Here is a 20,037-nt window from a genome sequence, read left to right on the forward strand (position 1 = left end):
TTGCAACTTTCTTCATAGCCCCGCAGATGGGCCTGTTCCTACCCTTCGCCTGAACCGGCCGTTCGATGGCCTGCAACGAACCGAGGAGGTGGTCTGTGGAGGGAGTCAGGAACGAAGCATTCGTAGAGGTTGCGGTGGTCGAATATCCGGGAGGGGACCCCTCCGCCGCCTCTGTGCTGGCCGAAATGGCCCACGTCGCCAACCGCCTGGCCCAACAGCAGCGCCGACCCTTCAAGCGTGTGCTTGTCACCCGCTGGATCGTTCCCGCCAGCCAGACCGGTGTACACCGCATCGCGGGTGCTGAAATGCTCGACGCCGCCATTCCCGCGGTGATCGCGGTTCCCGGCCAGATCAGCCCCGGAGCCTGTCTGCGCGCCGAAGAGGTCCTGCTGGACTGGTTGCGGGCCCATTATGACGGGGGCAGCCTGCTGGCTGCTGCCAGCGACGGGGTCGGTGTACTGGCCCGTGCGGGACTGCTGGCCGGAAGAACGGTCAGCGGCCCCGATCTGGGGCGACATCCAGGGTTGCAGGCGCAGGCGGTGAGCTGGGTGCCCAGTGAGCGGGCGCTGGTCGACGATGGCGATCTGCTGACGGTTGGCGGATCGCAGGCATGGCGTTTCCTCGGGCTGCGTTTGCTGTACCGGCTGCACGGGCAGGGCGTGGCGAGCGCGGTCGCGCAACAGCTCGGGATCGTCGTGCCCGCAGGAATCCAGCAGGATCTTGAGCGTTTCAGTGCCAACTTCGCCCACGGTGACCGCGATGTACTGAAGGCCCAGCGCTGGCTGCATACCACTGCCGCACGAGGAGCCACTCTGGCCGCAATCTGCGAGGTTTCCGGATTGGAACCGCGCACCCTGCAGCGGCGCTTCCTCCGAGCGACCGGTCTGCGGCCGATCGAATACTGCCAACGGCTGCGCATTGCCAAGGCGCAGACCCTGCTGCAGCAGGGCGCAGGCATCGAGGAGGTGGCCTGGGGGGTGGGCTACGCTGATCAGAGCGCGTTCCGACGACTGTTCCTCCGCATCGTGGGCATGACACCGGCCAACTATCGCCGCCACGTCAACTGCAAGCGGCGGGAGCGACCGTTGATGCCGTCGGTGGCCGGAAGTCTGCGCGGCCTGCAGGCGTCCCCCGGAATGCAGTTGGGGCGCAGTGCGGCCTGACCATGGGTGGCGGGCGAGCGCTTGCAACCTGGGCGTGACGCTTTGACCATGCAGGCAGTGGAACTTGAACAGGTGGGCTGATGTCGAGTGTTGGACCGGTACCGATACCGGTGGTGTTGATCCTGATGTGCACGTTGCTGGCCATGACCGTTGCCCGTCTTTGGCCGCGCAGGGCAGTGGGAATGCCGCTGCCGTCGGCAGCAGGCATCGTGCTGGACATGCTGCTGATCGGCCTGCTGTGTGGTCGTGTCAGTTTTGTTGTGCTGAATTTCGCGCTCTATCGTTCGGAGCCCTGGAGCATTCTGCAGGTCACCGATGGTGGCTATCACCTGATGGTGGTGCTGGTGGCCGGGCTGTCGTGGGGATTATGGCGTCTGCGGCCGTGGCGTCAGTTGCGTGCACCGGTGCTGACGAGCGCACTGGTAGGTGTGTTGTTCTGGGTCGCTGGTGGCCAGTTGCTGTCGGCATGGCAGGAGCGGCAGATGCCGTTGCCGGCGCTGCAGGTGGCGGACCTTCAAGGCGATCGTATCGATCTGCAGCAGTTCCGCGGCAAGCCGCTGGTGCTGAATCTGTGGGCCACATGGTGCGGGCCCTGCCGCCGTGAGATGCCGGTGCTGGCGACGGCACAACAGGCACATGATGACGTGCAGTTCGTATTCCTCAACCAGGGTGAAACCCTGGATGAGGTCCAGGGTTTCCTCGCCGGCGAACGACTGATGCTGGGCAACGTGCTGCTGGATGATGACGCTGCTGCTTCCACCGTGCTCGGCATTCAGGCGTATCCTTCCACGCTCTTTTTCGGTGCCGATGGGCGCCTGCGTGAACTGCACCTGGGCGAACTGACCGCAGCCGGCCTTGAACACAAACTGCGCCGGCTGCGGTAGCCTGCGCGGGCATCTCACTACGGAGTTCCCATGTTGTCGATTTCCCTGCGCACCGCCCCGGCGGTGCTCCTGCTGCCGGTCATGCTGGCATTGGCCGCCTGCAGCCAGGCACAGACGCCGCCGGGCAAGGCCGCCACGGCATCGGCGACGACTGCTCCGGCATCTGCCGCCAAGGGCGACCGTCCAGCGGTGCTGAAGGGCATCGAGAAGCACGGCTTCGAGGTCGTTGCCGAGTTCGATGCGCCGGACGGCCTGCGCGGTTTTGCTGGCGTGGTGGGAGGGCAGCAGCCTGCAGCGGCCTATGTCACGGCCGATGGCAAGCACGTACTGGTGGGCAGCCTGTTCGATGCCGAAGGTAATGATGTGGCTGCCGAAGCGGTCGAGAAGCTGGTTGCCGCACCGATGTCGGCCAAAATGTGGACCAAGCTCGAAGCCAGCGCCTGGGTACGTGATGGCAAGGCCGACGCGCCCCGCGTGGTCTATACCTTCAGCGATGCCAACTGCCCGTATTGCCACAAGTTCTGGGAGGCGGCCCGTCCGTGGGTCGACGCCGGCAAGGTACAGTTGCGCCACATCATGGTGGGTGTGATCCGCGAGGACAGTCCGGCCAAGGCCGCAGCCATCCTCTCCGCACGTGATCCGAGCGCGGCGCTGCTGGAGAACGAACACCAGTTCGACCGTGGCGGCATCAAAGCGCTGCCGAACATCAGCCGCGAGATCGCCGGCAAGCTCGACGCCAACCAGGTGTTGATGCTGGAGATGGGGTTCCAGGGCACCCCGGGCATCCTGTTCCAGGATGCACAGGGCCAGGTGCAGCGCCGGGCCGGATTGCCGCAGGGCGACGACCTGCAGACGGTGCTTGGTCCGCGCTGATCCACGCCTGCATGATGATGTAGACCACAGGCCCGCATGGTGATATGCGGGCCTGTTGCGTTCCTGCCTCAGGCGAACACAACCGCTTGCGCATTGTCTGTTCGTCGTCACGTCTGAATCGTGACTGAGATCAAGCATCGTGCCTTGATTCCAATCAAGGCCAAAAGCGACAAACAGACTAGCCTTTGACGCATGGAATACAGCGTCAATGCGCGATGGATGCCGCGCTCGCCACGCCCTGATCAGGGTCGGCCGGCACAGCCATTCACGACACTCTCACTCTGTGCTTGTTACCCAGACCGCTGCGGTCGCCACCTCTCTGGCAGCGCGGCCTTGATGGAGTCGACATGGGTGCAGGCGGGGCAGTGTCATCGTCCTGTTGCCTGCCGTGCGCAGGCTGGCCGATGTCGTCGACGCAGTACCCGCATTTCCAGCAACGGCAACGCGAAGCCAGGGCGGCGCATGCATGCGCTCCGGAACCGTGATGCGAGTGTTCGTCAGGGGAGGATGCAATGCGTTTGGCCGTACTGAGTCTGGCATGCCTGGGGGCACTGGCGATCACGCCGGCGTACGCTCAACAGGGTGATGCAGAGGATGCGCAGGCATTGCGGCGCGAGATGGCCGCCATGCGCCAGGCGCTGGAACGCATGCAGCAACGGCTGGACCGGCTTGAGCAGCGCGATGCTGCGCCTGTGCAGGCAACAGCCGCGCCTGCAATGGCGCCGATGGCCTCTGCCGCCCCTTCCGACGTGATCCATCGCACCCAGGTGCCGGGCGTGGCGCAGCCGGTACTGCCGCAGCGCGATTCGGTCGCTGATCCGTCCACTGCGGCATCGCGACCGGACAGTGCGGCGGGCCCGACCGACCCGGATCTGAAGGGGTTCTTTGCCATACCCGGCACTGATACGGTGATCCGCATCGGCGGTTACGCCAAGCTGGATGCCATCGCCGATTCGCGCGCGGCCGGCGACGAGGATCAGTTCATTCCCTCGTCGATGCCGGTGGGCGGCAGCCACCGCGATGTCTCCAACTTCAACATCCACGCCAAGCAGACCCGCTTCAGCTTCGAGGCGCGGCGTCCAACCACGCACGGCAACCTGCGCTTCTATCTGGAGAACGACTTCCTCGGCAGCAGCGATGGCTACGAGTTCCGCCTGCGGCATGCGTATGGACAGCTCGGCAATACCTATGCCGGCTATGGCTACTCCAGCTTCATGGACCCGGACAGCCTGCCCGACACGCTGGACTTCGCCGGGCCGGGCGGCGCCGGCTATCTGCTGGTGGCCGGCATCCACCACAGCTTCACGATGGGCAAGGGCAACACGCTGACCGTGGCGGCCGAAGACCCGAAGACTGAACTTGCCGGTGCCAATGATGAGCGGGCTGCGGTGAACCGTCTGCCGGACGTAACCGTGACCGCGCGCATGGAGCGCGACTGGGGCCACCTGCAGGTGGGCGCGGTGGCTCGCAGCCTGGCCTATGACGGCGATGGCGAGCGCGACCGGCGAATGGCCGGCGGCCTGCAGGTGAGTGGCTCGGCCTCGGTGGGCGAGCGCGACCTGCTGCTGTTCGGTGCGCTGGGAGGACGCGGCCTCAGCCGCTATACCGCCGACCTGACCGGCTCCGGGCTGGACGCGGTGGTCGGTGCCGATGGCCGCCTCGACGCGTTGGACCTGCACGGCGGCTTCGTCGGCTATACCCACTACTGGTCCGAGTTGTGGCGATCGAACCTGATCTTCGGCCAGCTGACCCTGGAGCGGAACGCCGAACTGGCGGCCGATGCCTTCCGGCAGAGCCGGTACGGCGTATTCAACCTGATCTGGAGCCCCGCGCCGTCGTGGACGATGGGCATGGAGCTGCTGTACGGCCGCCTGGAACAGCAGGGCGGCGCACGCGGCGACACGGTCCGGGTGCAGGGCAGCCTGCAATACAACTTCATCAAATAGGCGCCAGCGGTCGTACGCCAGCGCAACCGTCCCCACGCCCGGTGCTGCCGGGCTCATGCCAGTACCGGAGATCGTCATGGCAGAAGCAAAGAAAATCGGGGTGGTCGGAGCCACCTTCCTCGTCGCCGGCAACATGATGGGCTCAGGCGTGTTCCTGCTGCCATCGAGCCTGGCCAAGATTGGTACCGCCTCGATCTGGGGCTGGTTGATCACCACCGCCGGTGCGCTGTTGCTGGCCTTCGTGTTCGCCAAGCTGGGCAAGCTGGCACCCAAGGCGGGCGGCCCGTACGCCTATGCGCGCGACTGGTTCGGGCCGTACATGGGCTTTCAGACCAACACCATCTACTGGTTCGCCAACTGGATCGGCAACGTCGCCATTCCGATCGCCGCAGTAGGCTATTTCAGCTACTTCTTCCCGATCCTGTCCGAGCCGCTGGTGCGCTGCATCGCGGTGCTGATCCTGGTGTGGGCGCTGAGTTTCGCCAACGTGATCGGTCCGGCGTTCGTCAGCCGGGTGCAGACCGTCACCACCAGTTTTGCGCTGGTGCCGATCCTGGGCATCGCCATCTTCGGCTGGTTCTTCTTCGATGCCGACATCTTCAAGGGCGCCTACAACGTGTCGGGTGAATCCAACTTCGGCGCGATCTCCAGCGCCGCGGCGCTGACGCTGTGGGCCTTCATTGGCGTCGAGTCGGCCTCGGTCACCGCTGGTGTGGTCGAGAACCCGGAAAAGAACGTGGCCCGTGCCACCCTCGCCGGCGTGTTCCTGGCCGCCATCGCCTATATCGCCAGCTCCTCGGTGATCATGGGCATGGTGCCCAATGGCGAACTGCAGACTTCCGATGCGCCGTTCGCACTGGCTGCGGCCAAGGCCGTCGGTGGCTGGGGCGGTGCGCTGGTCAGCCTGTGTGCCTTCATCGGTGCCGCCGGTTCGCTGGGCGGCTGGATCCTGCTGACCGCACAGAGCGCCAAGGCAGCCTCCGATGACGGCCTGTTCCCGAGCATCTTCAGCAAGACCAACAAGGACGACGTGCCGGTCAAGGGTGTGCTGATCGTGGCCGTGCTGATGACCCTGGCGGTGCTGGTCACCTCCACCTCGGAAACCGCGTCGGCACAGTTCGACGTGATCACATCGGCGGCGGTGGTGCTGACCCTGCTGCCCTACATCTACTCGTGCGTGGCCTGCTACTTCGTGGTCGAGCGCTCGCACACCCTGGTCCACACCGGTGCGTTCTGGACCCTGACCAGCCTGACCGTCGTTTATTGCCTGTGGGCGATCTACGGCTCGTCGGGAACCATCGTGCAGTACGCGTTCCTGTTCGTGCTGTTCATCACCGTGTTCTATCCCTTCTTCAGCGAGGAGCGCCGCCAGCAGCGGCAGCGCGCCCGCGAGGCCTCGGCGATCAGCGCCGGCGCCCAGCGTTCCTGAGTTAGACAAGGAGAATCAACGTGTACTTCAAGTCCCTGGACTACCCGGTCATTGTCATCGACAACGACTACGAGTCGCCGCGCATCGGCGGCATCCTGATCCGCGCCCTGGTGGAAGAGCTGCGCAGCAACGACCAGCGCGTGCTGTGCGGCCTGAACCTGGATGATGCCCGTGCCGGTGCCCGCACCTACGTGGCGGCGTCGGCGGTGCTGATCTCGATCGATGGCAGCGAAGAGGTGGATGGCGAGTTCCAGCGCCTGACCGCCTTCCTGCGCGAGCAGAGCGCGCGCCGCGCCAACCTGCCGGTGTTCCTGTACGGCGAGCGCCGCACCATCGAGAAGGTGCCGAGCAAGCTGCTCAAGTACATTCACGGCTTCATCTTCCTGTTCGAAGACACCAAGAGCTTCATCTCGCGGCAGGTGATGCGCGCGGCCGAAGACTACATGAAGAACCTGCTGCCGCCGTTCTTCAAGGCGCTGATCCATCACGCGGCCGAGTCGAACTATTCCTGGCATACGCCTGGCCATGCGGGCGGCGTGGCGTTCACCAAATCGCCGGTCGGCCGCGCGTTCCATCAGTTCTATGGCGAGAACACGCTGCGCAGCGATCTGTCGATCTCGGTGCCGGAACTGGGTTCGCTGCTTGACCATACTGGTCCGATCAAGGACGCCGAGAACGAGGCCGCACGCAACTTCGGTGCCGACCATACCTTCTTCGTCACCAACGGCACTTCCACCGCCAACAAGATCGTCTGGCACGGCACAGTGGCCCGCGGCGACGTGGTGTTCGTCGACCGCAACTGCCACAAGTCGCTGCTGCACGCGCTGATCATGACCGGCGCGGTGCCGGTGTACTTCACCCCCAGCCGCAACGCGCATGGCATCATCGGCCCGATCAGCCTGGATCAGTTCACGCCCGAGTCGCTGCAGCAGCGTATCGCCGCCAACCCGCTGGCCAGCAAGGCCTACAAGGCCGGCTCCAAGCCGCGCATCGCAGTGGTGACCAACTCCACCTACGATGGCCTGTGCTACAACGCCGAGAAGATCGCCGACGAGATCGGCAGCGCGGTGGACTTCCTGCATTTCGACGAAGCCTGGTACGCCTACGCTGCGTTCCATCCGTTCTACGAGAACCACTACGGCATGGCCAAGGGCAAGCCGCGCGAGCAGGATGCGATCATCTTCACCACGCATTCCACGCACAAGCTGCTGGCCGCGTTCTCGCAGGCCTCGATGATCCACGTGCGCAACTCGGCGCAGCGCAACCTGGATGCCGAGCGCTTCAACGAGTCGTTCATGATGCACACCTCGACCAGCCCGCATTACGGAGTGATCGCGGCCTGTGATGTGGCCTCGAAGATGATGGAAGGCGACGCCGGCCGTTCGCTGGTGCAGGAAATGCATGACGAGGCGATCGCGTTCCGCCGCGCGATGCTGCATGTCCGCGATGATCTCGGCCGCGACGACTGGTGGTTCAGCGTGTGGCAACCGACCCAGGTCGAGCGCAGTCTGGACAAGGGCGATACGCCGGCACCGATGGTGGCCAAGCGCGAGGAGTGGTACCTGCAGCCGGATGCGCACTGGCACGGCTTCGAGAACCTGGTGGATGACTATGTTCTGATCGACCCGATCAAGGTGACCCTGCTGACCCCGGGCCTGGCGATGGACGGCAGCATGGGCAAGCTGGGCATTCCGGCGGCGGTGCTGAGCAAGTTCCTGTGGGGCCGCGGCATCACCGTGGAGAAGACCAACCTGTACTCGGTGCTGTTCCTGTTCTCGATGGGCATCACCAAGGGCAAGTGGAGCACCCTGGTCACCGAACTGATGGCGTTCAAGGAACTGTACGACCGCAACGCGCCGCTCAGCCAGGCACTGCCGACGCTGGCCGCCGACTACCCGAATGCCTACGCCGGTTGGGGCCTGCGTGACCTGTGCGACGCGCTGCATGCGTTCAACCAGGAATTCGCGGTGGCCAAGGTGATGCGCGAGATGTACGTGGATCTGCCGACGCCGGTGATGACCCCGGCCGATGCCTACAACCACCTGGTGAAGGGCGAGATCGAGCGGGTCGACATCGAGCAGGTCAGTGGTCGCATCGCCGCGACCATGCTGGTGCCGTACCCGCCGGGCATTCCGACCATCATGCCGGGCGAGCGCTTTGGCGACAGCGATGAGCCGATCATCCAGTCGCTGCGCATCGCCCGTGAGCAGAATGCCCGCTTCCCGGGCTTCGAGTCGGACGTGCACGGGCTCATCATCGAGAACGCCGGCGATGTGACCTCGTACAAGGTGGAGGTACTGAAGGCCTGACCGGCGACGGTCGGCCCTTCGGCGAACGATGGATACCGCGCGCGAGCAACGCATCCTGAAGTTCTCGATCGGGGTCACCATCGCGGTCAGCGTGGTCGGCTTCAGCGGTGGCCTGCTGGTGGGATCGCAGGCCATCCTGTTCGACGGTGTGTACAGCCTGGTCGACGTTGCCCTGACCCTGGTGTCGTTGTCGGTGCTGCGGCTGGTGGCGCGGGAACAGAGCCCGCGCTTCCAGTACGGCTACTGGCACCTGGAGCCGATGGTCGAGGCGCTGGGCGGTGTGATCCTGTCGCTGGCCTGCGTGTATGCGCTGGCCAACGCGGTGATTGGTTTGACCACGGGCGGACACGAGGTGAGATTCGGGCCCGCGCTGTGGTGGGCGGCGCTGCTGAGTGCCAGCAACCTGGCGATGGCGGCGTTCGTCGCCCAGCGGGCGCGGCGCCTGCGCTCGGCGCTGTTGTGGCTGGATGTACGGGGCTGGCTGCTGGGTGGGTTGATGAGCCTGGCGGTAGTGCTGGCCTTCGTACTGGCCCTGGTCCTGCATGGCGGTGAGTGGCACCACTGGGTGCCGTATCTGGATTCGATCGTGCTGGCATTGATCAGCCTGGCGGTACTGCCGGTACCGGCGCGCAGTGCGTGGAAGGCCATGCGCGAAGTACTGCAGGTGGCGCCGGATGATCTGGACCGGCGCGTGCAGCAGGTCATGCAGGCATTCGTGGCCGAGCGTGGCTATGCCGGTTTCACCAGCCACGTGGCGAAGATGGGGCGGATGCGCTTCATCGAAATCCATGTGCTGGCCGATCCGGCTACGCCCTTGGGCTCGGTGGGCGAGGTCGATGCGATGCGTGACGAGATCGCGGTCAGGCTGGATGCGCGCGGCAGCACGTTCTGGCTGACCATCGATTTCACCGCAGACCCGGCGTGGACCTGACCACGCTTCTGTAGAGTCGAGATTGCTCGACTGCTTTTCGTCAGCGGAAGTCGAGCAGGCTCGATTCCACGGGATCGCGTGATCGTTGCGCGTGGCAGACCGGTCTGTTGCACCGGATCCATTTGACCTCAACCCGGGTTGAGGTCACAGACTGCCGGCAACCCCCACGAGGCGCGCGGCATGAATCTGCTGACCACACCGGACCTCAGCCATGGCCTGCTGGAGCTGTTCAATCCACCGGGCCTCTACGATCCTTCGGCCAACGGCTACTCACACGTGGCGGTGGTGCGCCTGCCGGCACGGGTGATCCACGTGGCCGGGCAGGGCGGTGAAGATGCGCAGGGCCGTCTCTCGCCCAGCTTCGAAGACCAGGTCGGGCAGGCGCTGGACAACCTGCAGACCGCGCTGCGCTCGGCGCAGGCAAGCCTGGTTGATGTGGCGCGGTTGCGCATCCTGGTGGTCGGCCACGATGAGGACCGGCTGGGCATCATTGCCCACCAGGTGCGGCGACGCTGGCCGAATCGTGCGGCGCCCACCTGCACGCTGATCCCGGTGCCGCGACTGGCGCTGGACGGCATGCTGTTCGAGATCGAGGCGGAGGCCTACGCCGCCTAGCGCAGGTAGTACTCCACCGGCACCACCAGTTCCTGTGGTGCCTTGAGTTCATCGGGAATGGGCGGTAGCGGCTGCGCGCGACGGAAGGTCTGCAGCGCAGCGTCATCGAGCATCGGCTGGCCACTGGACTGTTCCAGCCGCAGAGCCAGCAGGCGGCCTTCGCGGTCGATGCTGGCCCTGACCCAGGCAGTGCCCTGCTGCCGGCGCGAGCGTGCGGCGGCAGGGTAATAGCGGTAACGCTCCAGCCGCGCCATCAGGCGGGCTTCCCACTGGTCGCTGGCGGCGCCGGCCTGGAAGTCCGCCGGTGGCGCGTCTGGAGCGGGCGGAGCGGCCGTGATCGATGCCGGTGCGGGACTGGCATCGGTCGCGGCCGCCGGCGGGGCGACCGGCAGCGGCGTTCGACCCGTCCCGCCCGTTTCGCTGGCGGCCGACTCGCCCTCGCGCGCGGCGGTGGGTTTCGGTGGCGGGGGCGACTTTGCCGGTTGCGATGCGCGCGCCTGCTGCGCCTGGCTGGGGGTGTCGGCCTGGCGCTCCTCTACGGGCTGTGGCGGCGTGGCCGGCGCCAGCAGGCGCAGGCTGATGCGCACGTCCTGCTCCGGCGGCGGCAGCATCGGCGGCGCTGCCACCCAGTGCACCAACAGCAGCAAGGGCAGCAGGTGCAGGACGGCGGTGATCGCGATCGCCTGCCAGTGTTGGCCGCGCTCACTCATCGTCCAGCACCCACAGCAGATCGGCATCCGCCGCATCGACGGTTTCACCCGGCGAAGCCAATGCGATCACCAGCGCAGGCGTAGCCGGTGACAGGTAGCCCGGTACCCCGGTACCGCGCAGTACATGCCAGCGCCCCGCTACCAGCAGCGCCGGCGCGGGCGCATCGAGCAGCACCTGTGCCATGCGTGTGTCGCGGGCCTGTTGCACGGCCAGCATCCCTTCCAGCATCGGTGCTGCGTCTGCGTGCTGGGCCAGCACCACCGCCGACAGGCGCTGGTGGGCAGCGGCCACCGGGAACCGTACGCCCTTGGTGGACGCGAGCAGTGCGTTGACCTCGGCACGCGACAGGTTGCCGCCGAACAGCGGCGTGCCTGCATCGGCAGCATCCTGTACCAGCCCGCCATACGCGGCCCACGGCCAACGCGTATCCCAGTCCAGCAGTTCCTGCAGGCGTGCACCTTCGGCCTGGTTGCCCTTGGCCAGCCAGCGCTGCACCCGCTGCAGGCGTGGCTGGCGCTCGCTGGCGATCATTTCCAGCACCAGCGAACCCTGCGGGCGCCGCCGCTGCAGCGCCTGCAGCAGCCAGCGCTGGGCGGCGTGGTCTCCGGCGAGGTCATGGCGCTCACCCAGCAGCAGCCTCCGGGCGTCCGCCGCACGCGCCACGAACGCGGCTTCGTCCAGGTGCTGGCCGTTGGCCAGATCGATCACTGAGCCAGGCATCGGCTGCGCGCTGGCCACGGTCGCCAGCGCGAGCAGGCAGACGGACAGCCAGCGACGGCTAGAACGCCACATTGACGCCCATCGAGACGGTGCGGCCGCGACCGTTGCCGCGGTCCAGGATCGGGCTGAAGATGCTGTCGATCGAGGCATTGTTGTCATAGGCCTTGTTCTGCAGGTTTTCGATGTTCAGCCACAGCGTGGTGTTGGCCTGGGGCTTGAAGCTGGCGTAGAAGTCGAGCAGCACGCCGGTGTCGCCGGTCTTGCGGGTCTGGAAGAAGTCGTAGCCTTCCTCGGTCGGCCCGGAGTACTCGGCGCGCAGGCCGGCCTGCACGCGCTGCTGCCACCAGCGGCCGCCCACGTCCAGCGTCCAGTAGCGGTCGGGCAGGGCGGTGATGTCTTCCAGGTTGACGAACTCGATGGCCGGCGCACTGGTGTGCGAGCGGGTCCAGCTCAGCGTGGCGTGGTAGTGCCCGCTGGCGTAATGCGCTTCCAGTTCGATACCGCGCATGCGCACCACGCCGGGGTGGTTCATCCAGCGCGTGGTGGTGCTGAAGTCGTCCACGTCCAGCGCATCGGTCCAGGCAGTGAGCTGCGGATCGCTGTCGATCGGCACCACGAACGGTTCCACTTCCGGCGGATGCACGATCAGCAGATACTGCGGCTTGATGTAGTCGCGGATGCGGTTGTCGAAGCGGGTGATCCGCAGCTGTGCCAGGTCACCGTCGACCAGCAGCGAGTCGGTGCTGAGGTTGGCACCAAACTGCAGGTTGCGCGAGCGCTCGCGGCGCAGGAACGGGTTGGCGCCCACGCCATCGGCATCGCTCATGCCTTCCAGCGGGATCTTCTCGAAGAACATCTCCTGCACCCGCGGCGGGCGGGAAGTACGCGAGGCTTCTGCGAACAGTTGCAGCCAGTCGGTGGCCTGCCAGGATACCGCCAGGCTGGGGCTGAGTGCGCGCTCGGTGCGACGCACGTCGATGCCGCCGCCATTGATCTCCGCGCACTGGCCGGGCACATCCGAGCACACCGGGATGTGGCCACGGATGCCGAAGCGGTCCTGGCGCAGGCCGGCGGTCAGCGCGTAGATGTCATACTGCAGCTCCAGCGTGCTGAACACGCTGTCCAGCTGGCTGCGACCTTGCGGGTTGGCACCGCGCAGGACGGGGGTGTCGGCCACATAGATGTCCGATTGGTGCTTGATGCCGGTGTTCCAGCGCGCCTGCAGTGCCCCGATGTCGAAGCGGCTGGTGTTGTCCACGGTCCAGCTGCTCAGGCTGCTGTGGGTGCGGCGACCGATGTAGCTGGAATCCTCCACTGGCGGATAGAACAGCCGGGTCTTGTTGCCGGCGAAGGTTGCACGCAGGTCGATCCACGGCGAATAGGGCGTGTAGTGGTAGCTGGCGCGCTTGTTGCGCGCTGAGATCTGCCACGGATAGTTGTGGTAGAAGTCGTTTTCGTAACGCGTGTGGCTCAGGTCCAGCCGGTGCTGGTCGCTGGGCTGCAGGCGTGCTTTCAACAGCCAGCTGCTGGGCTGCTGGCTGCCCGGGTCGGCGTTGTTCTTCTGCCCACGCGCGGTCGCGTATTCGCTGCTGCGGCTGCTGCTGGCAGCGGCCAGCAGGCCGAACTGGCGGTCGCCACCCTCTTCACTGTGGCGCCAGGCACCGGCGAAGGTACGGCCGCTGCCGTAGCCGTTGTTGCCGTGGCGATAGCCTGCACGCAGGCCCCAGTCACGGCCCTCACCAAGCAGATCGTCGATATCCAGCGTGCGGAAGTTGGCACTGCCGGCCAGCGTACCCGCACCATCACCACCGGCGACCGCACCGCGTTGCACGTCCACGCCGGCCAGCAGGAAAGGATCGACATAGGCGAACGGACCACCCGAGCCATGCCCGGCATTGTTGCGGAAGGTCTGGGTGACACCGTCGATCATGGTGTTGACCCGGCCAGCACCGGTCATGCCGCGGATGTTGACCTGCAGGCCCGGCTGGCTGCGCGAATGGAAGCTGTGGGTGCCAGGCATCGAGCGCAGCAGGCTGTTGCCTTCCTGGCGTTCGGCCATCGCCACGCGCTCGCTGCCGACCGAGGGCGCAAAGCCATCGCGGGTGGCCGGTACATATTGGCTGGCGCCGGCACCCGGTGCCTGGCCGTGTGCGGTAGTACCCTGCACCCGCAGCGGGCCGGTGCGGCGGCTGCCATCGGCGCGTTCGGCCGGCGCCGGTTCCAGGGCGGCACGACGCGCATCCACGAAGCGCGGGCGCAGGCCGCTGCCTGCCAGCAGGCGCGTCAGGGCCTGCGCATCGTCGAAGTCACCGCGCAGCGCAGGCGCCGAATGACCTGGGGGCAGCGCCGCGCCGATCACCAGATCGACACCGGTCAGCCGGCTGTAGGCGTCCAGCGCGGCCGCCAGTGGCTGGGCGGGCAGATCGTAGCTTCGAGTGGCGGCCTGCGCGTGGGCGCTGTTTGGCAGCAGGGGAACGGTGCTGGCGCAGGCCAGCGACAGGGCGAGGACAAGGGGGCGGGGGCACAGCATCGGGGGCTCCAGGGGCTGACGCAGAGCGTCGTCATCCTGGGTAGACGCAGCCGCAGGCCGGATGTCAGGGTCCATCACGCCGTTCCCTGCGTGGCGGCAGCCACACCTGTACGCCGTCGCCGAGGCGCAGCACGCGCACCTGCAACTGAGTGGCCAACTGGTCGCGGTTGCTGGCTGCGCCGTCGGCACTGCCAAGCAGGGTGACCGGCTGCTGGCGCAGCTGCTCGCCGATGACCCATGTGTGCCCGCCGTGCCAGCGGTCCAGGCCCTGCGTGACGTCGGCCAGCGGGGCCGAGACCCAGTGCAGGCGCCGTTCGCGCCAGGCCAGTGTTCCCGGGGCGGTGGTTGTTGCATCGGCTGTTGACTGCCCATCGAAGCGCAGCTGCTCGCCGTCGTTGGCCAGCATGCTGGCGTTGCCGCTGTCCACGCGCACGCGATGCTCGGTAACGGTGACCACGCTGCTGTTGCCCTGCACGGCAAGATCGAATGCGGTCCCCAGTGCAGTGACGGTGCCCTGCGGAGTGTGTACCTGGAAGGGCCGGTCGGCATCGGCGGCGACCTGGAACCAGGCCTGGCCACGCTGCAACTGGAGCTGGCGGCGCTGCCCATCGATGCGCACCTTCACTTCGCTGCCGGGTGACAGCAGGACATGCGAACCATCCGGAAGGGTCTCATCGCGGATCTCGCCAGCGGCCGTACGCAGTACCTGCGCCACCGGCGGCGAGGCATGGCGGCTGTAGAGACCCAGCGCACACAGCAACAGAACCGCAATGCCGGCTTCGCGCAGGCGACGGCGTTGCCTGCGCTGCTGTTGCCGCTGCAGGCTGGGCAGCGTCGCGCCTGCCTGCCACAGGTGCTGCAGATACTGGTACTGCGCGGCATGTCGGGGGTCGGCCTGGCACCACTGGTCGAACGCGTTCTCGTCGCGGGTGCCATCGTGTCCATCCAGCCACCAGCGTGCGGCTTCGCGCGCGATCGCGTCCTGGCTCATGCGCCGGGCACCTGCTGCAGGGCGACGAGGGCGCGCAGCAGATGGCCGTGCGCGGTCTGCCGGCTGATGCCCAGCTGACGGCCGATCTCGGCCAGGGCCATCTGTTCCACACGCGCCAGCAGGAACACCTGGCGCGAGCGCGGTGGCAGCGCGGCGATGATCGCATCGAGATGACGCAGCTGTTCGGCGTCGAGCAGTCGCTGCTCGGGCAGTGGTGCAGGATCGGCGATGGCCTGCAACTGCGTGTCATCCAGTACCTCTTCGCGACGGCGCTGGCGCTGCCGGTAGTGATCCGCGATCAGGTTGTGGGCGACGCGGTACAGATAGGCGCGGCCGTTGCTCAGCAGGCCGCTGGCGGCGACTTTGACGACACGCAGCCAGGTTTCCTGGACGACGTCATCGGCGTCGCTGCGTTGCGGGAGTTTGCGGCGGACATGGGCGTGCAGCGGCCGGTAATGGGCCGCGCACAGCTGCGCGACATCCGTCGGTTCGACAGGCGTGGACACGGGGCGGGCGACAACTGGGAAAGGGAACAGCCCGCGGCGGCAAGGGCAGCGGCTGCACCTTACAGCAAAAGAGAATCATTTGCATCCATGGCGCGAGGCACGGCACGCATGGGCCACCGCGGCGTCAGCGCGGGCGATAGTCGCAGTGGATCTGCAGGGCTTCGGTGGCGTTGTGATGCAGCTCGAAGCCGCACTGCTGCAGGCTGCGCTTCACCTGCACGACGGCTTCGGAATGACGGGCAACGCGACGATCCTGCCAGCGCGGTGGGGTGAACACGCCCAGGGGCAGCAGCCGCAGCCGCTTGCCGTGCAGTACCAGTGAGACATCGACATGACGGCCATCGATGTCGTGGCCGTTGGCACCGAAAATGGCATCGATCTCATCGCGGCGTTGCGGGTAGCAGGTGCGGAATGCTGCGATGCCGAGCCGTCGTACCGCGCGGCGGAAGCCGCCGAGACGGCTGTGGCCGGGTTCGAAGCCACGGGTGAGCAGCAGGCGCAACCCGGCAGGCAGCATCGCCTGCGCGTCGAGCAGGCGTTGCAGTACCTCTTCTTCCAGTTGGATGCGGGTGGAGGGCCAGCGCGGAGCGATGAGCAGTCCGTGGTGGTTGCCGCGTTGCAGGGTCAACATGCGTGAAGCTTCGCACGCGGGCGAACAGCCGCGGTAGTGCCGGCCGCTGGCCGGCAGATCCGGATGCCGGCCAGCGGCCGGCACTACCATCGGGTCAGATGTCGCGGTACTGGATCTGCGAAGCCAGTACCCGCAGGCCATCGGCATTGCTGGACAGGATGCGCTCTTCGCCGACACCTTTCTGCCGTTTCAGCTGGAAGCCCTGATCGGCAGGCAGCTGTGCGGCAATGGCGTCCATGCGTTGCAGGGCATCGGGGCCGCTGCAGTCGAAGTGGCCCCAGTGGGCGCCATCGCGGTGGATCTGCAATCGGTAGTTCATTGCGGTGTCTCCGGCAGGTCCTGCAGCCAATGGTCGAACATCGCGGTTGCGGCCGCTGCCAGCGGTGCGCCATAGCGACGCGCCTGTGCGCGCAGGTCGTTGGGATCGATGCCGGCCTGGGCCAGCTCCAGCGTGTGGCCGATCAGCCAGCGCTCGAACTGGCGGGCGTCCAGTTCCGGGTGGCATTGCAGGGCCAGTGCGTGGCTGCCGATGGCGAAGGCCTGGTGACGGCAGGCCGGCGTGCTGGCCAGGCGGCGTGCACCGGCCGGAAGTTCGAACGCCTCACCATGCCAATGCAGTACCGGAATGCCCTGCAGGGACTGCAGCGGAGAACGCTGGCCTTCATCGGTCAGCAGCAGTGGCGCAAAGCCGATTTCCTTGCCACCACTGGGAGCGACACTTGCACCGAGTGCGCGCGCCATCAGCTGTGCACCCAGGCAGATGCCGAGGGTAGGCCGCTGCCGCTGCAGCCGGCGCTGCAGCAGGGCAATGCTGTCGTTGACGAAGGGGTAGGTCCCTGTGTCATTGGCACTGATGGGACCGCCCAGCACGACCAGCAGGTCGGCGGTTTCGGCGTCATCGAGCGCATCGACGCCGGCCTGCAGCAGCTGCAGCTGCCAGCCTTGCGCCAACAGCAGTGGCTGCAGGGTGCCGAGGTCTTCAAAGCCAACGTGCTGCAGGACAACCGCGTGCTTCATGCCGGGGCTCCGCTGTTCGGCCAGTAGAAGCTGTCCGGGGTGGCGCGGGCGCCGAAAATGGCCTGGCCGACGCGGACCACGGTGGCACCTTCCTCGATGGCCACTTCGAAATCACCGGACATGCCCATCGACAGCTGCGACAGGTCCAGGTCGGGCGGGGCGGTGCGTTGCAGCTGGTCGCGCAGTTCGCGCAGGCGCACGAAGCAGGCGCGCACGCGCTCGACGTCGGGGGTGAAGATGGCCAGGGTCATCAGGCCGCGCACGCGCAGGCGATCGAAGGCTGGCAGCTGTTGCACGAAGGCCTCGACCGCGTCGGGTTCCAGTCCGTACTTGCTGGGTTCGGCCGAGGTGTTGACCTGCACGAACACATCCAGGGTGCGCTCTTCCAGTTGCAGGCGCTGCTGCAGGGCCTCGGCTACGCGCAGGCTGTCCAGCGCCTGGAACTCGCTGGCAAAGCGTGCCACGTAGCGTGCCTTGTTGGTCTGCAGATGGCCGATCACCGACCAGTGCACGCCCAGATCGGCCATCGCTTCGGCCTTGCGTTGTGCCTCCTGCACCTTGTTCTCGCCAAGTTCGTGGCAGCCTGCGGCCACCGCCATGCGGATGCGGGCTTCATCGACGGTCTTGCTGACCGGCAGCAGGCGCACGCTGGCCGGGTCCCGGCCGACGCGGGCGCAGGCATCGGCGATGCGTTGGCGCACCGTGACCAGGTTGGCGGCGATCTGTTCAACGGACTGGGCGACGGGCCAGTCGGCGGCGGCAAGGGGCATGCGGGCACCTCCAATGCAGGGCGGCCAGGGTGGGATACACTGGCACAGGACAAGAGATATTTTGGCATAGGACAAAATGAAAATCACCGGGCACAGTGCCGAGTCGATCTTCGACAGCATTCGTGAGGGCATCGGCGAGGGCCGCTTGCCGGCCGGCAGCGTGCTGCCGCCGGTGCGTGAACTGGCCGAGCAGCTGGGCGTGAACCGCAACACCGTGGCCGCTGCCTACAAGCGCCTGGATGCGGCGGGCCTGGCCAGCACGGCGGGCCGCCGCGGCACGGTGGTGCGTGGCCTGCCGCCGCCGCTGGCGCGCGAGGGCAGTACGCCCGGGCTGGCGCTGCAGGACCTGGCCGGTGGCAATCCGGATCCGCGCCTGCTGCCGAACCTGCGCCTGGCCCCGGCCGCACCGCGGCTGTATGGCGTGGGCACGGTCGACCCGAGGTTGCAGGCGCTGGCGCGCGCCTCGCTGGATGCGGACTGCCCGGCGGGTTATGCGCTGGAGCTGACCCATGGCGCGGTCGATGGCATTGAACGCCTGCTGGCGGCCTGGCTGCTGCCGGGGGATCGCATCGCGGTGGAGGATCCGTGCTTCCTCGGCAGCCTCAATGTGCTCAATGCCGTGGGCCACACGCCGTTGCCGGTGGCGGTGGACGCGCATGGCATGCAGGTCGAATCACTTCGGCAGGCGCTGGAGGCCGGTGCACGCGCGGTGCTGCTGACCCCGCGTGCGCACAACCCGACCGGGGCCAGCCTGGATGCGAAGCGGGCACGGGCGTTGCGCCAGCTGCTGGCGGCCTACCCGCAGGTGGCGGTGCTGGTCGACGATCATTACGCGCTGCTTTCGCAGCAGGCCTACCACTCGGTATTGCCGCTGGATGGCCGGCGCTGGGCGCTGTTGCGTTCGTTGTCCAAACCGCTCGGCCCCGACCTGCGCCTGGCCTGGTTGGCCTGCGATGAGGAAACCGCGATGCGGTTGCGGCTGCGATTGGCGTCCGGCACCGGCTGGGTCAGTCATCTGCTGCAGGATGCGGCGACGTCGGTGCTGGCGTCGGCAACGCAGCGGGCGAAGATCGCCTCGGCAGGTGAGCGTTACCGGCAGCGCCTGCAGTCGCTGCAGGAGTTGCTGCGCGCGCGTGGCATGCCGACGCCGCTGCCAATGGAGGGATTGAACCTGTGGCTGCCGTTGTCGGCTGACAGCCATCCTCAGGTGCTGGCACTGGCTTCGCGCGGATGGCATGTGCGGGCGGGCGAAGTGTTCGCGGTGGCGGCGCCGGGACATGGCCTGCGCATCACCTGTGCGGCGCTGGGGACGACGCAGCTGCGGCAGCTGGCCGATGACCTGGCGGCCGTGTGTGGGGTGTAGCGTCGAGCATGGCTCGACGCTACAGAAGCCGATCAGGGCGCGGCGTTGGCGCCAGGGCGCACGTAGTAGGACTGGCCGCTGTCATCGACGAACATCAGCTCCGGCTTGCCCTGCCAGGAGGTGAGCATGGCGCCGGTGTTGTTCTGGTGCTTGACCATCAGGCTGGCGCCGCGATCCGGGTTGGCGACGACCTTGAATACTTCGGTAGTGCCGGTGGCATCGTCGAGGGTGAGCAGGGCTTCGCCGCCGCGGTCGCTGGTGCCATAACCACCACGCTCGGAACCGTCGGGGCCAAGCAGGATCAGGCCAGACAGTGCCGTGGCACGCGGCCCCTGGGTGCGGCCCTGGCTGAGCGGGTCGGGGACCGGTGCGCCGAGGATGACCCGCGGCTGGCCGCTTGCATCGTGGATGACCAGGCCGCGTGCTTCGATGATGCGCTGTGGCGATTGGCTGCGATGCAGGTTCCAGGCGGTCCAGCCGGAAACAAGCAGGGCGAGGGTGGAGACCACCAGGGTGGTCAGCAGCAGCGCACGGGGCATCGGGTGGTCCTTCCTTGGATGTGCCGACGATAGCGGATGCAAAAGGGGATGGGTAGAGTCGACTGTCAGTCGACTGCTGTTCGATCAGATCACGGAGATTCCCGCGCTG

19 protein-coding genes are annotated in these 20,037 nt (G+C 66.9%); 9 read left to right on the top strand and 10 right to left on the bottom strand.

The features are described from left to right. The first annotated feature begins 95 nt into the window (after window positions 1-95). The 8 genes from AC5P78_RS08995 (at window position 96) to AC5P78_RS09030 (ending at window position 10,150) form a co-directional block, all read left to right on the top strand. Window positions 96-1,163 (top strand): GlxA family transcriptional regulator, encoded by a 1,068-nt coding sequence (locus AC5P78_RS08995; RefSeq protein ID WP_005410072.1) that lies wholly within the window; start codon window positions 96-98, stop codon window positions 1,161-1,163. Window positions 1,164-1,243: 80 nt separating this feature from the next. Then, a complete protein-coding gene (locus AC5P78_RS09000) occupies window positions 1,244-2,047 on the top strand; it encodes a TlpA disulfide reductase family protein (protein WP_012480601.1) in 804 nt (267 codons plus the stop codon). Between the two features lie 30 nt (window positions 2,048-2,077). Beyond that, entirely contained in the window at window positions 2,078-2,920 is an 843-nt protein-coding gene (gene dsbG / locus AC5P78_RS09005; RefSeq protein WP_005410070.1) for a thiol:disulfide interchange protein DsbG, read from the top strand. Window positions 2,921-3,432: 512 nt separating this feature from the next. Next, window positions 3,433-4,866, top strand: coding sequence for a DcaP family trimeric outer membrane transporter (locus AC5P78_RS09010; RefSeq protein WP_414498574.1), 1,434 nt, complete (start codon window positions 3,433-3,435; stop codon window positions 4,864-4,866). A 76-nt stretch (window positions 4,867-4,942) separates the two neighbouring features. Continuing rightward, the gene (gene adiC, locus AC5P78_RS09015; protein ID WP_005410068.1) at window positions 4,943-6,295 is read left to right on the top strand and encodes an arginine/agmatine antiporter; all 1,353 of its coding nucleotides are present in this window, start codon (window positions 4,943-4,945) and stop codon (window positions 6,293-6,295) included. 20 nt (window positions 6,296-6,315) lie between these two features. Continuing rightward, entirely contained in the window at window positions 6,316-8,604 is a 2,289-nt protein-coding gene (locus AC5P78_RS09020; protein WP_065184149.1) for an Orn/Lys/Arg family decarboxylase, read from the top strand. A 28-nt stretch (window positions 8,605-8,632) separates the two neighbouring features. Then, window positions 8,633-9,535 carry a cation diffusion facilitator family transporter gene (locus tag AC5P78_RS09025; protein ID WP_065184148.1) on the top strand — a complete coding sequence of 301 codons (903 nt, stop codon included), beginning with the start codon at window positions 8,633-8,635 and terminating at the stop codon, window positions 9,533-9,535. Between the two features lie 180 nt (window positions 9,536-9,715). Next, a complete protein-coding gene (locus AC5P78_RS09030; RefSeq protein ID WP_414498573.1) occupies window positions 9,716-10,150 on the top strand; it encodes a RidA family protein in 435 nt (144 codons plus the stop codon). Here the strand turns inward: AC5P78_RS09030 and AC5P78_RS09035 are convergent. From AC5P78_RS09035 to AC5P78_RS09075, 9 genes are all read right to left on the bottom strand, one after another. Continuing rightward, window positions 10,147-10,860: an energy transducer TonB family protein gene (locus AC5P78_RS09035; RefSeq protein ID WP_414498572.1), complete on the bottom strand. Its 714-nt coding sequence runs from the start codon at window positions 10,858-10,860 to the stop codon at window positions 10,147-10,149. The two genes, AC5P78_RS09030 and AC5P78_RS09035, sit on opposite strands and share 4 nt — an antisense overlap. After that, entirely contained in the window at window positions 10,853-11,653 is an 801-nt protein-coding gene (locus AC5P78_RS09040) for a ChaN family lipoprotein (protein WP_049395907.1), read from the bottom strand. The genes AC5P78_RS09035 and AC5P78_RS09040 overlap by 8 nt, the downstream gene beginning before the upstream one ends. Continuing rightward, window positions 11,640-14,111, bottom strand: coding sequence for a TonB-dependent receptor (locus tag AC5P78_RS09045; RefSeq protein ID WP_414498571.1), 2,472 nt, complete (start codon window positions 14,109-14,111; stop codon window positions 11,640-11,642). The genes AC5P78_RS09040 and AC5P78_RS09045 overlap by 14 nt, the downstream gene beginning before the upstream one ends. A gap of 64 nt (window positions 14,112-14,175) precedes the next feature. Then, a complete protein-coding gene (locus tag AC5P78_RS09050; RefSeq protein ID WP_062607278.1) occupies window positions 14,176-15,102 on the bottom strand; it encodes a FecR family protein in 927 nt (308 codons plus the stop codon). Then, window positions 15,099-15,608 (bottom strand): RNA polymerase sigma factor, encoded by a 510-nt coding sequence (locus AC5P78_RS09055; protein WP_049460409.1) that lies wholly within the window; start codon window positions 15,606-15,608, stop codon window positions 15,099-15,101. Before AC5P78_RS09055 ends, AC5P78_RS09050 begins: the two co-directional genes overlap by 4 nt. A gap of 124 nt (window positions 15,609-15,732) precedes the next feature. Next, window positions 15,733-16,239, bottom strand: a complete 507-nt coding sequence (locus AC5P78_RS09060; protein ID WP_024956788.1) for a hypothetical protein — start codon at window positions 16,237-16,239, stop codon at window positions 15,733-15,735. Between the two features lie 94 nt (window positions 16,240-16,333). Next, a complete protein-coding gene (locus AC5P78_RS09065) occupies window positions 16,334-16,558 on the bottom strand; it encodes a hypothetical protein (protein WP_005410058.1) in 225 nt (74 codons plus the stop codon). After that, complete coding sequence (locus AC5P78_RS09070; RefSeq protein WP_005410057.1) at window positions 16,555-17,256, bottom strand: glutamine amidotransferase; 702 nt, start codon at window positions 17,254-17,256, stop codon at window positions 16,555-16,557. Before AC5P78_RS09070 ends, AC5P78_RS09065 begins: the two co-directional genes overlap by 4 nt. Next, window positions 17,253-18,026, bottom strand: coding sequence for a YggS family pyridoxal phosphate-dependent enzyme (locus AC5P78_RS09075; RefSeq protein ID WP_005413791.1), 774 nt, complete (start codon window positions 18,024-18,026; stop codon window positions 17,253-17,255). Before AC5P78_RS09075 ends, AC5P78_RS09070 begins: the two co-directional genes overlap by 4 nt. 76 nt (window positions 18,027-18,102) lie before the next feature. On the opposite strand from AC5P78_RS09075, the gene ptsJ reads away from it, so the two are divergent. Beyond that, a complete protein-coding gene (gene ptsJ, locus AC5P78_RS09080) occupies window positions 18,103-19,389 on the top strand; it encodes a MocR-like B6 salvage transcription factor PtsJ (protein ID WP_414498570.1) in 1,287 nt (428 codons plus the stop codon). 32 nt (window positions 19,390-19,421) lie between these two features. Here the strand turns inward: ptsJ and AC5P78_RS09085 are convergent, their stop codons facing one another. Continuing rightward, window positions 19,422-19,928, bottom strand: coding sequence for a hypothetical protein (locus AC5P78_RS09085; protein WP_005410054.1), 507 nt, complete (start codon window positions 19,926-19,928; stop codon window positions 19,422-19,424). Window positions 19,929-20,037: the final 109 nt, after the last annotated feature.

This window comes from Stenotrophomonas sp. YJH_SMC_133 (assembly GCF_059370655.1).

What these genes read in the sequence shown, in the direction of transcription:
- AC5P78_RS09000 (WP_012480601.1), top strand. Translation starts at nt 1,244, where the DNA reads ATGTCGAGTGTTGGACCGGTACCGATACCGGTGGTGTTGATCCTGATG.
- dsbG (WP_005410070.1), top strand. Translation starts at nt 2,078, where the DNA reads ATGTTGTCGATTTCCCTGCGCACCGCCCCGGCGGTGCTCCTGCTGCCG.
- AC5P78_RS09010 (WP_414498574.1), top strand. Translation starts at nt 3,433, where the DNA reads ATGCGTTTGGCCGTACTGAGTCTGGCATGCCTGGGGGCACTGGCGATC.
- adiC (WP_005410068.1), top strand. Translation starts at nt 4,943, where the DNA reads ATGGCAGAAGCAAAGAAAATCGGGGTGGTCGGAGCCACCTTCCTCGTC.
- AC5P78_RS09025 (WP_065184148.1), top strand. Translation starts at nt 8,633, where the DNA reads ATGGATACCGCGCGCGAGCAACGCATCCTGAAGTTCTCGATCGGGGTC.
- AC5P78_RS09030 (WP_414498573.1), top strand. Translation starts at nt 9,716, where the DNA reads ATGAATCTGCTGACCACACCGGACCTCAGCCATGGCCTGCTGGAGCTG.
- AC5P78_RS09035 (WP_414498572.1), bottom strand. Translation starts at nt 10,860, where the DNA reads ATGAGTGAGCGCGGCCAACACTGGCAGGCGATCGCGATCACCGCCGTC.
- AC5P78_RS09040 (WP_049395907.1), bottom strand. Translation starts at nt 11,653, where the DNA reads ATGTGGCGTTCTAGCCGTCGCTGGCTGTCCGTCTGCCTGCTCGCGCTG.
- AC5P78_RS09045 (WP_414498571.1), bottom strand. Translation starts at nt 14,111, where the DNA reads ATGCTGTGCCCCCGCCCCCTTGTCCTCGCCCTGTCGCTGGCCTGCGCC.
- AC5P78_RS09050 (WP_062607278.1), bottom strand. Translation starts at nt 15,102, where the DNA reads ATGAGCCAGGACGCGATCGCGCGCGAAGCCGCACGCTGGTGGCTGGAT.
- AC5P78_RS09060 (WP_024956788.1), bottom strand. Translation starts at nt 16,239, where the DNA reads ATGTTGACCCTGCAACGCGGCAACCACCACGGACTGCTCATCGCTCCG.
- AC5P78_RS09065 (WP_005410058.1), bottom strand. Translation starts at nt 16,558, where the DNA reads ATGAACTACCGATTGCAGATCCACCGCGATGGCGCCCACTGGGGCCAC.
- AC5P78_RS09070 (WP_005410057.1), bottom strand. Translation starts at nt 17,256, where the DNA reads ATGAAGCACGCGGTTGTCCTGCAGCACGTTGGCTTTGAAGACCTCGGC.
- AC5P78_RS09075 (WP_005413791.1), bottom strand. Translation starts at nt 18,026, where the DNA reads ATGCCCCTTGCCGCCGCCGACTGGCCCGTCGCCCAGTCCGTTGAACAG.
- ptsJ (WP_414498570.1), top strand. Translation starts at nt 18,103, where the DNA reads ATGAAAATCACCGGGCACAGTGCCGAGTCGATCTTCGACAGCATTCGT.
- AC5P78_RS09085 (WP_005410054.1), bottom strand. Translation starts at nt 19,928, where the DNA reads ATGCCCCGTGCGCTGCTGCTGACCACCCTGGTGGTCTCCACCCTCGCC.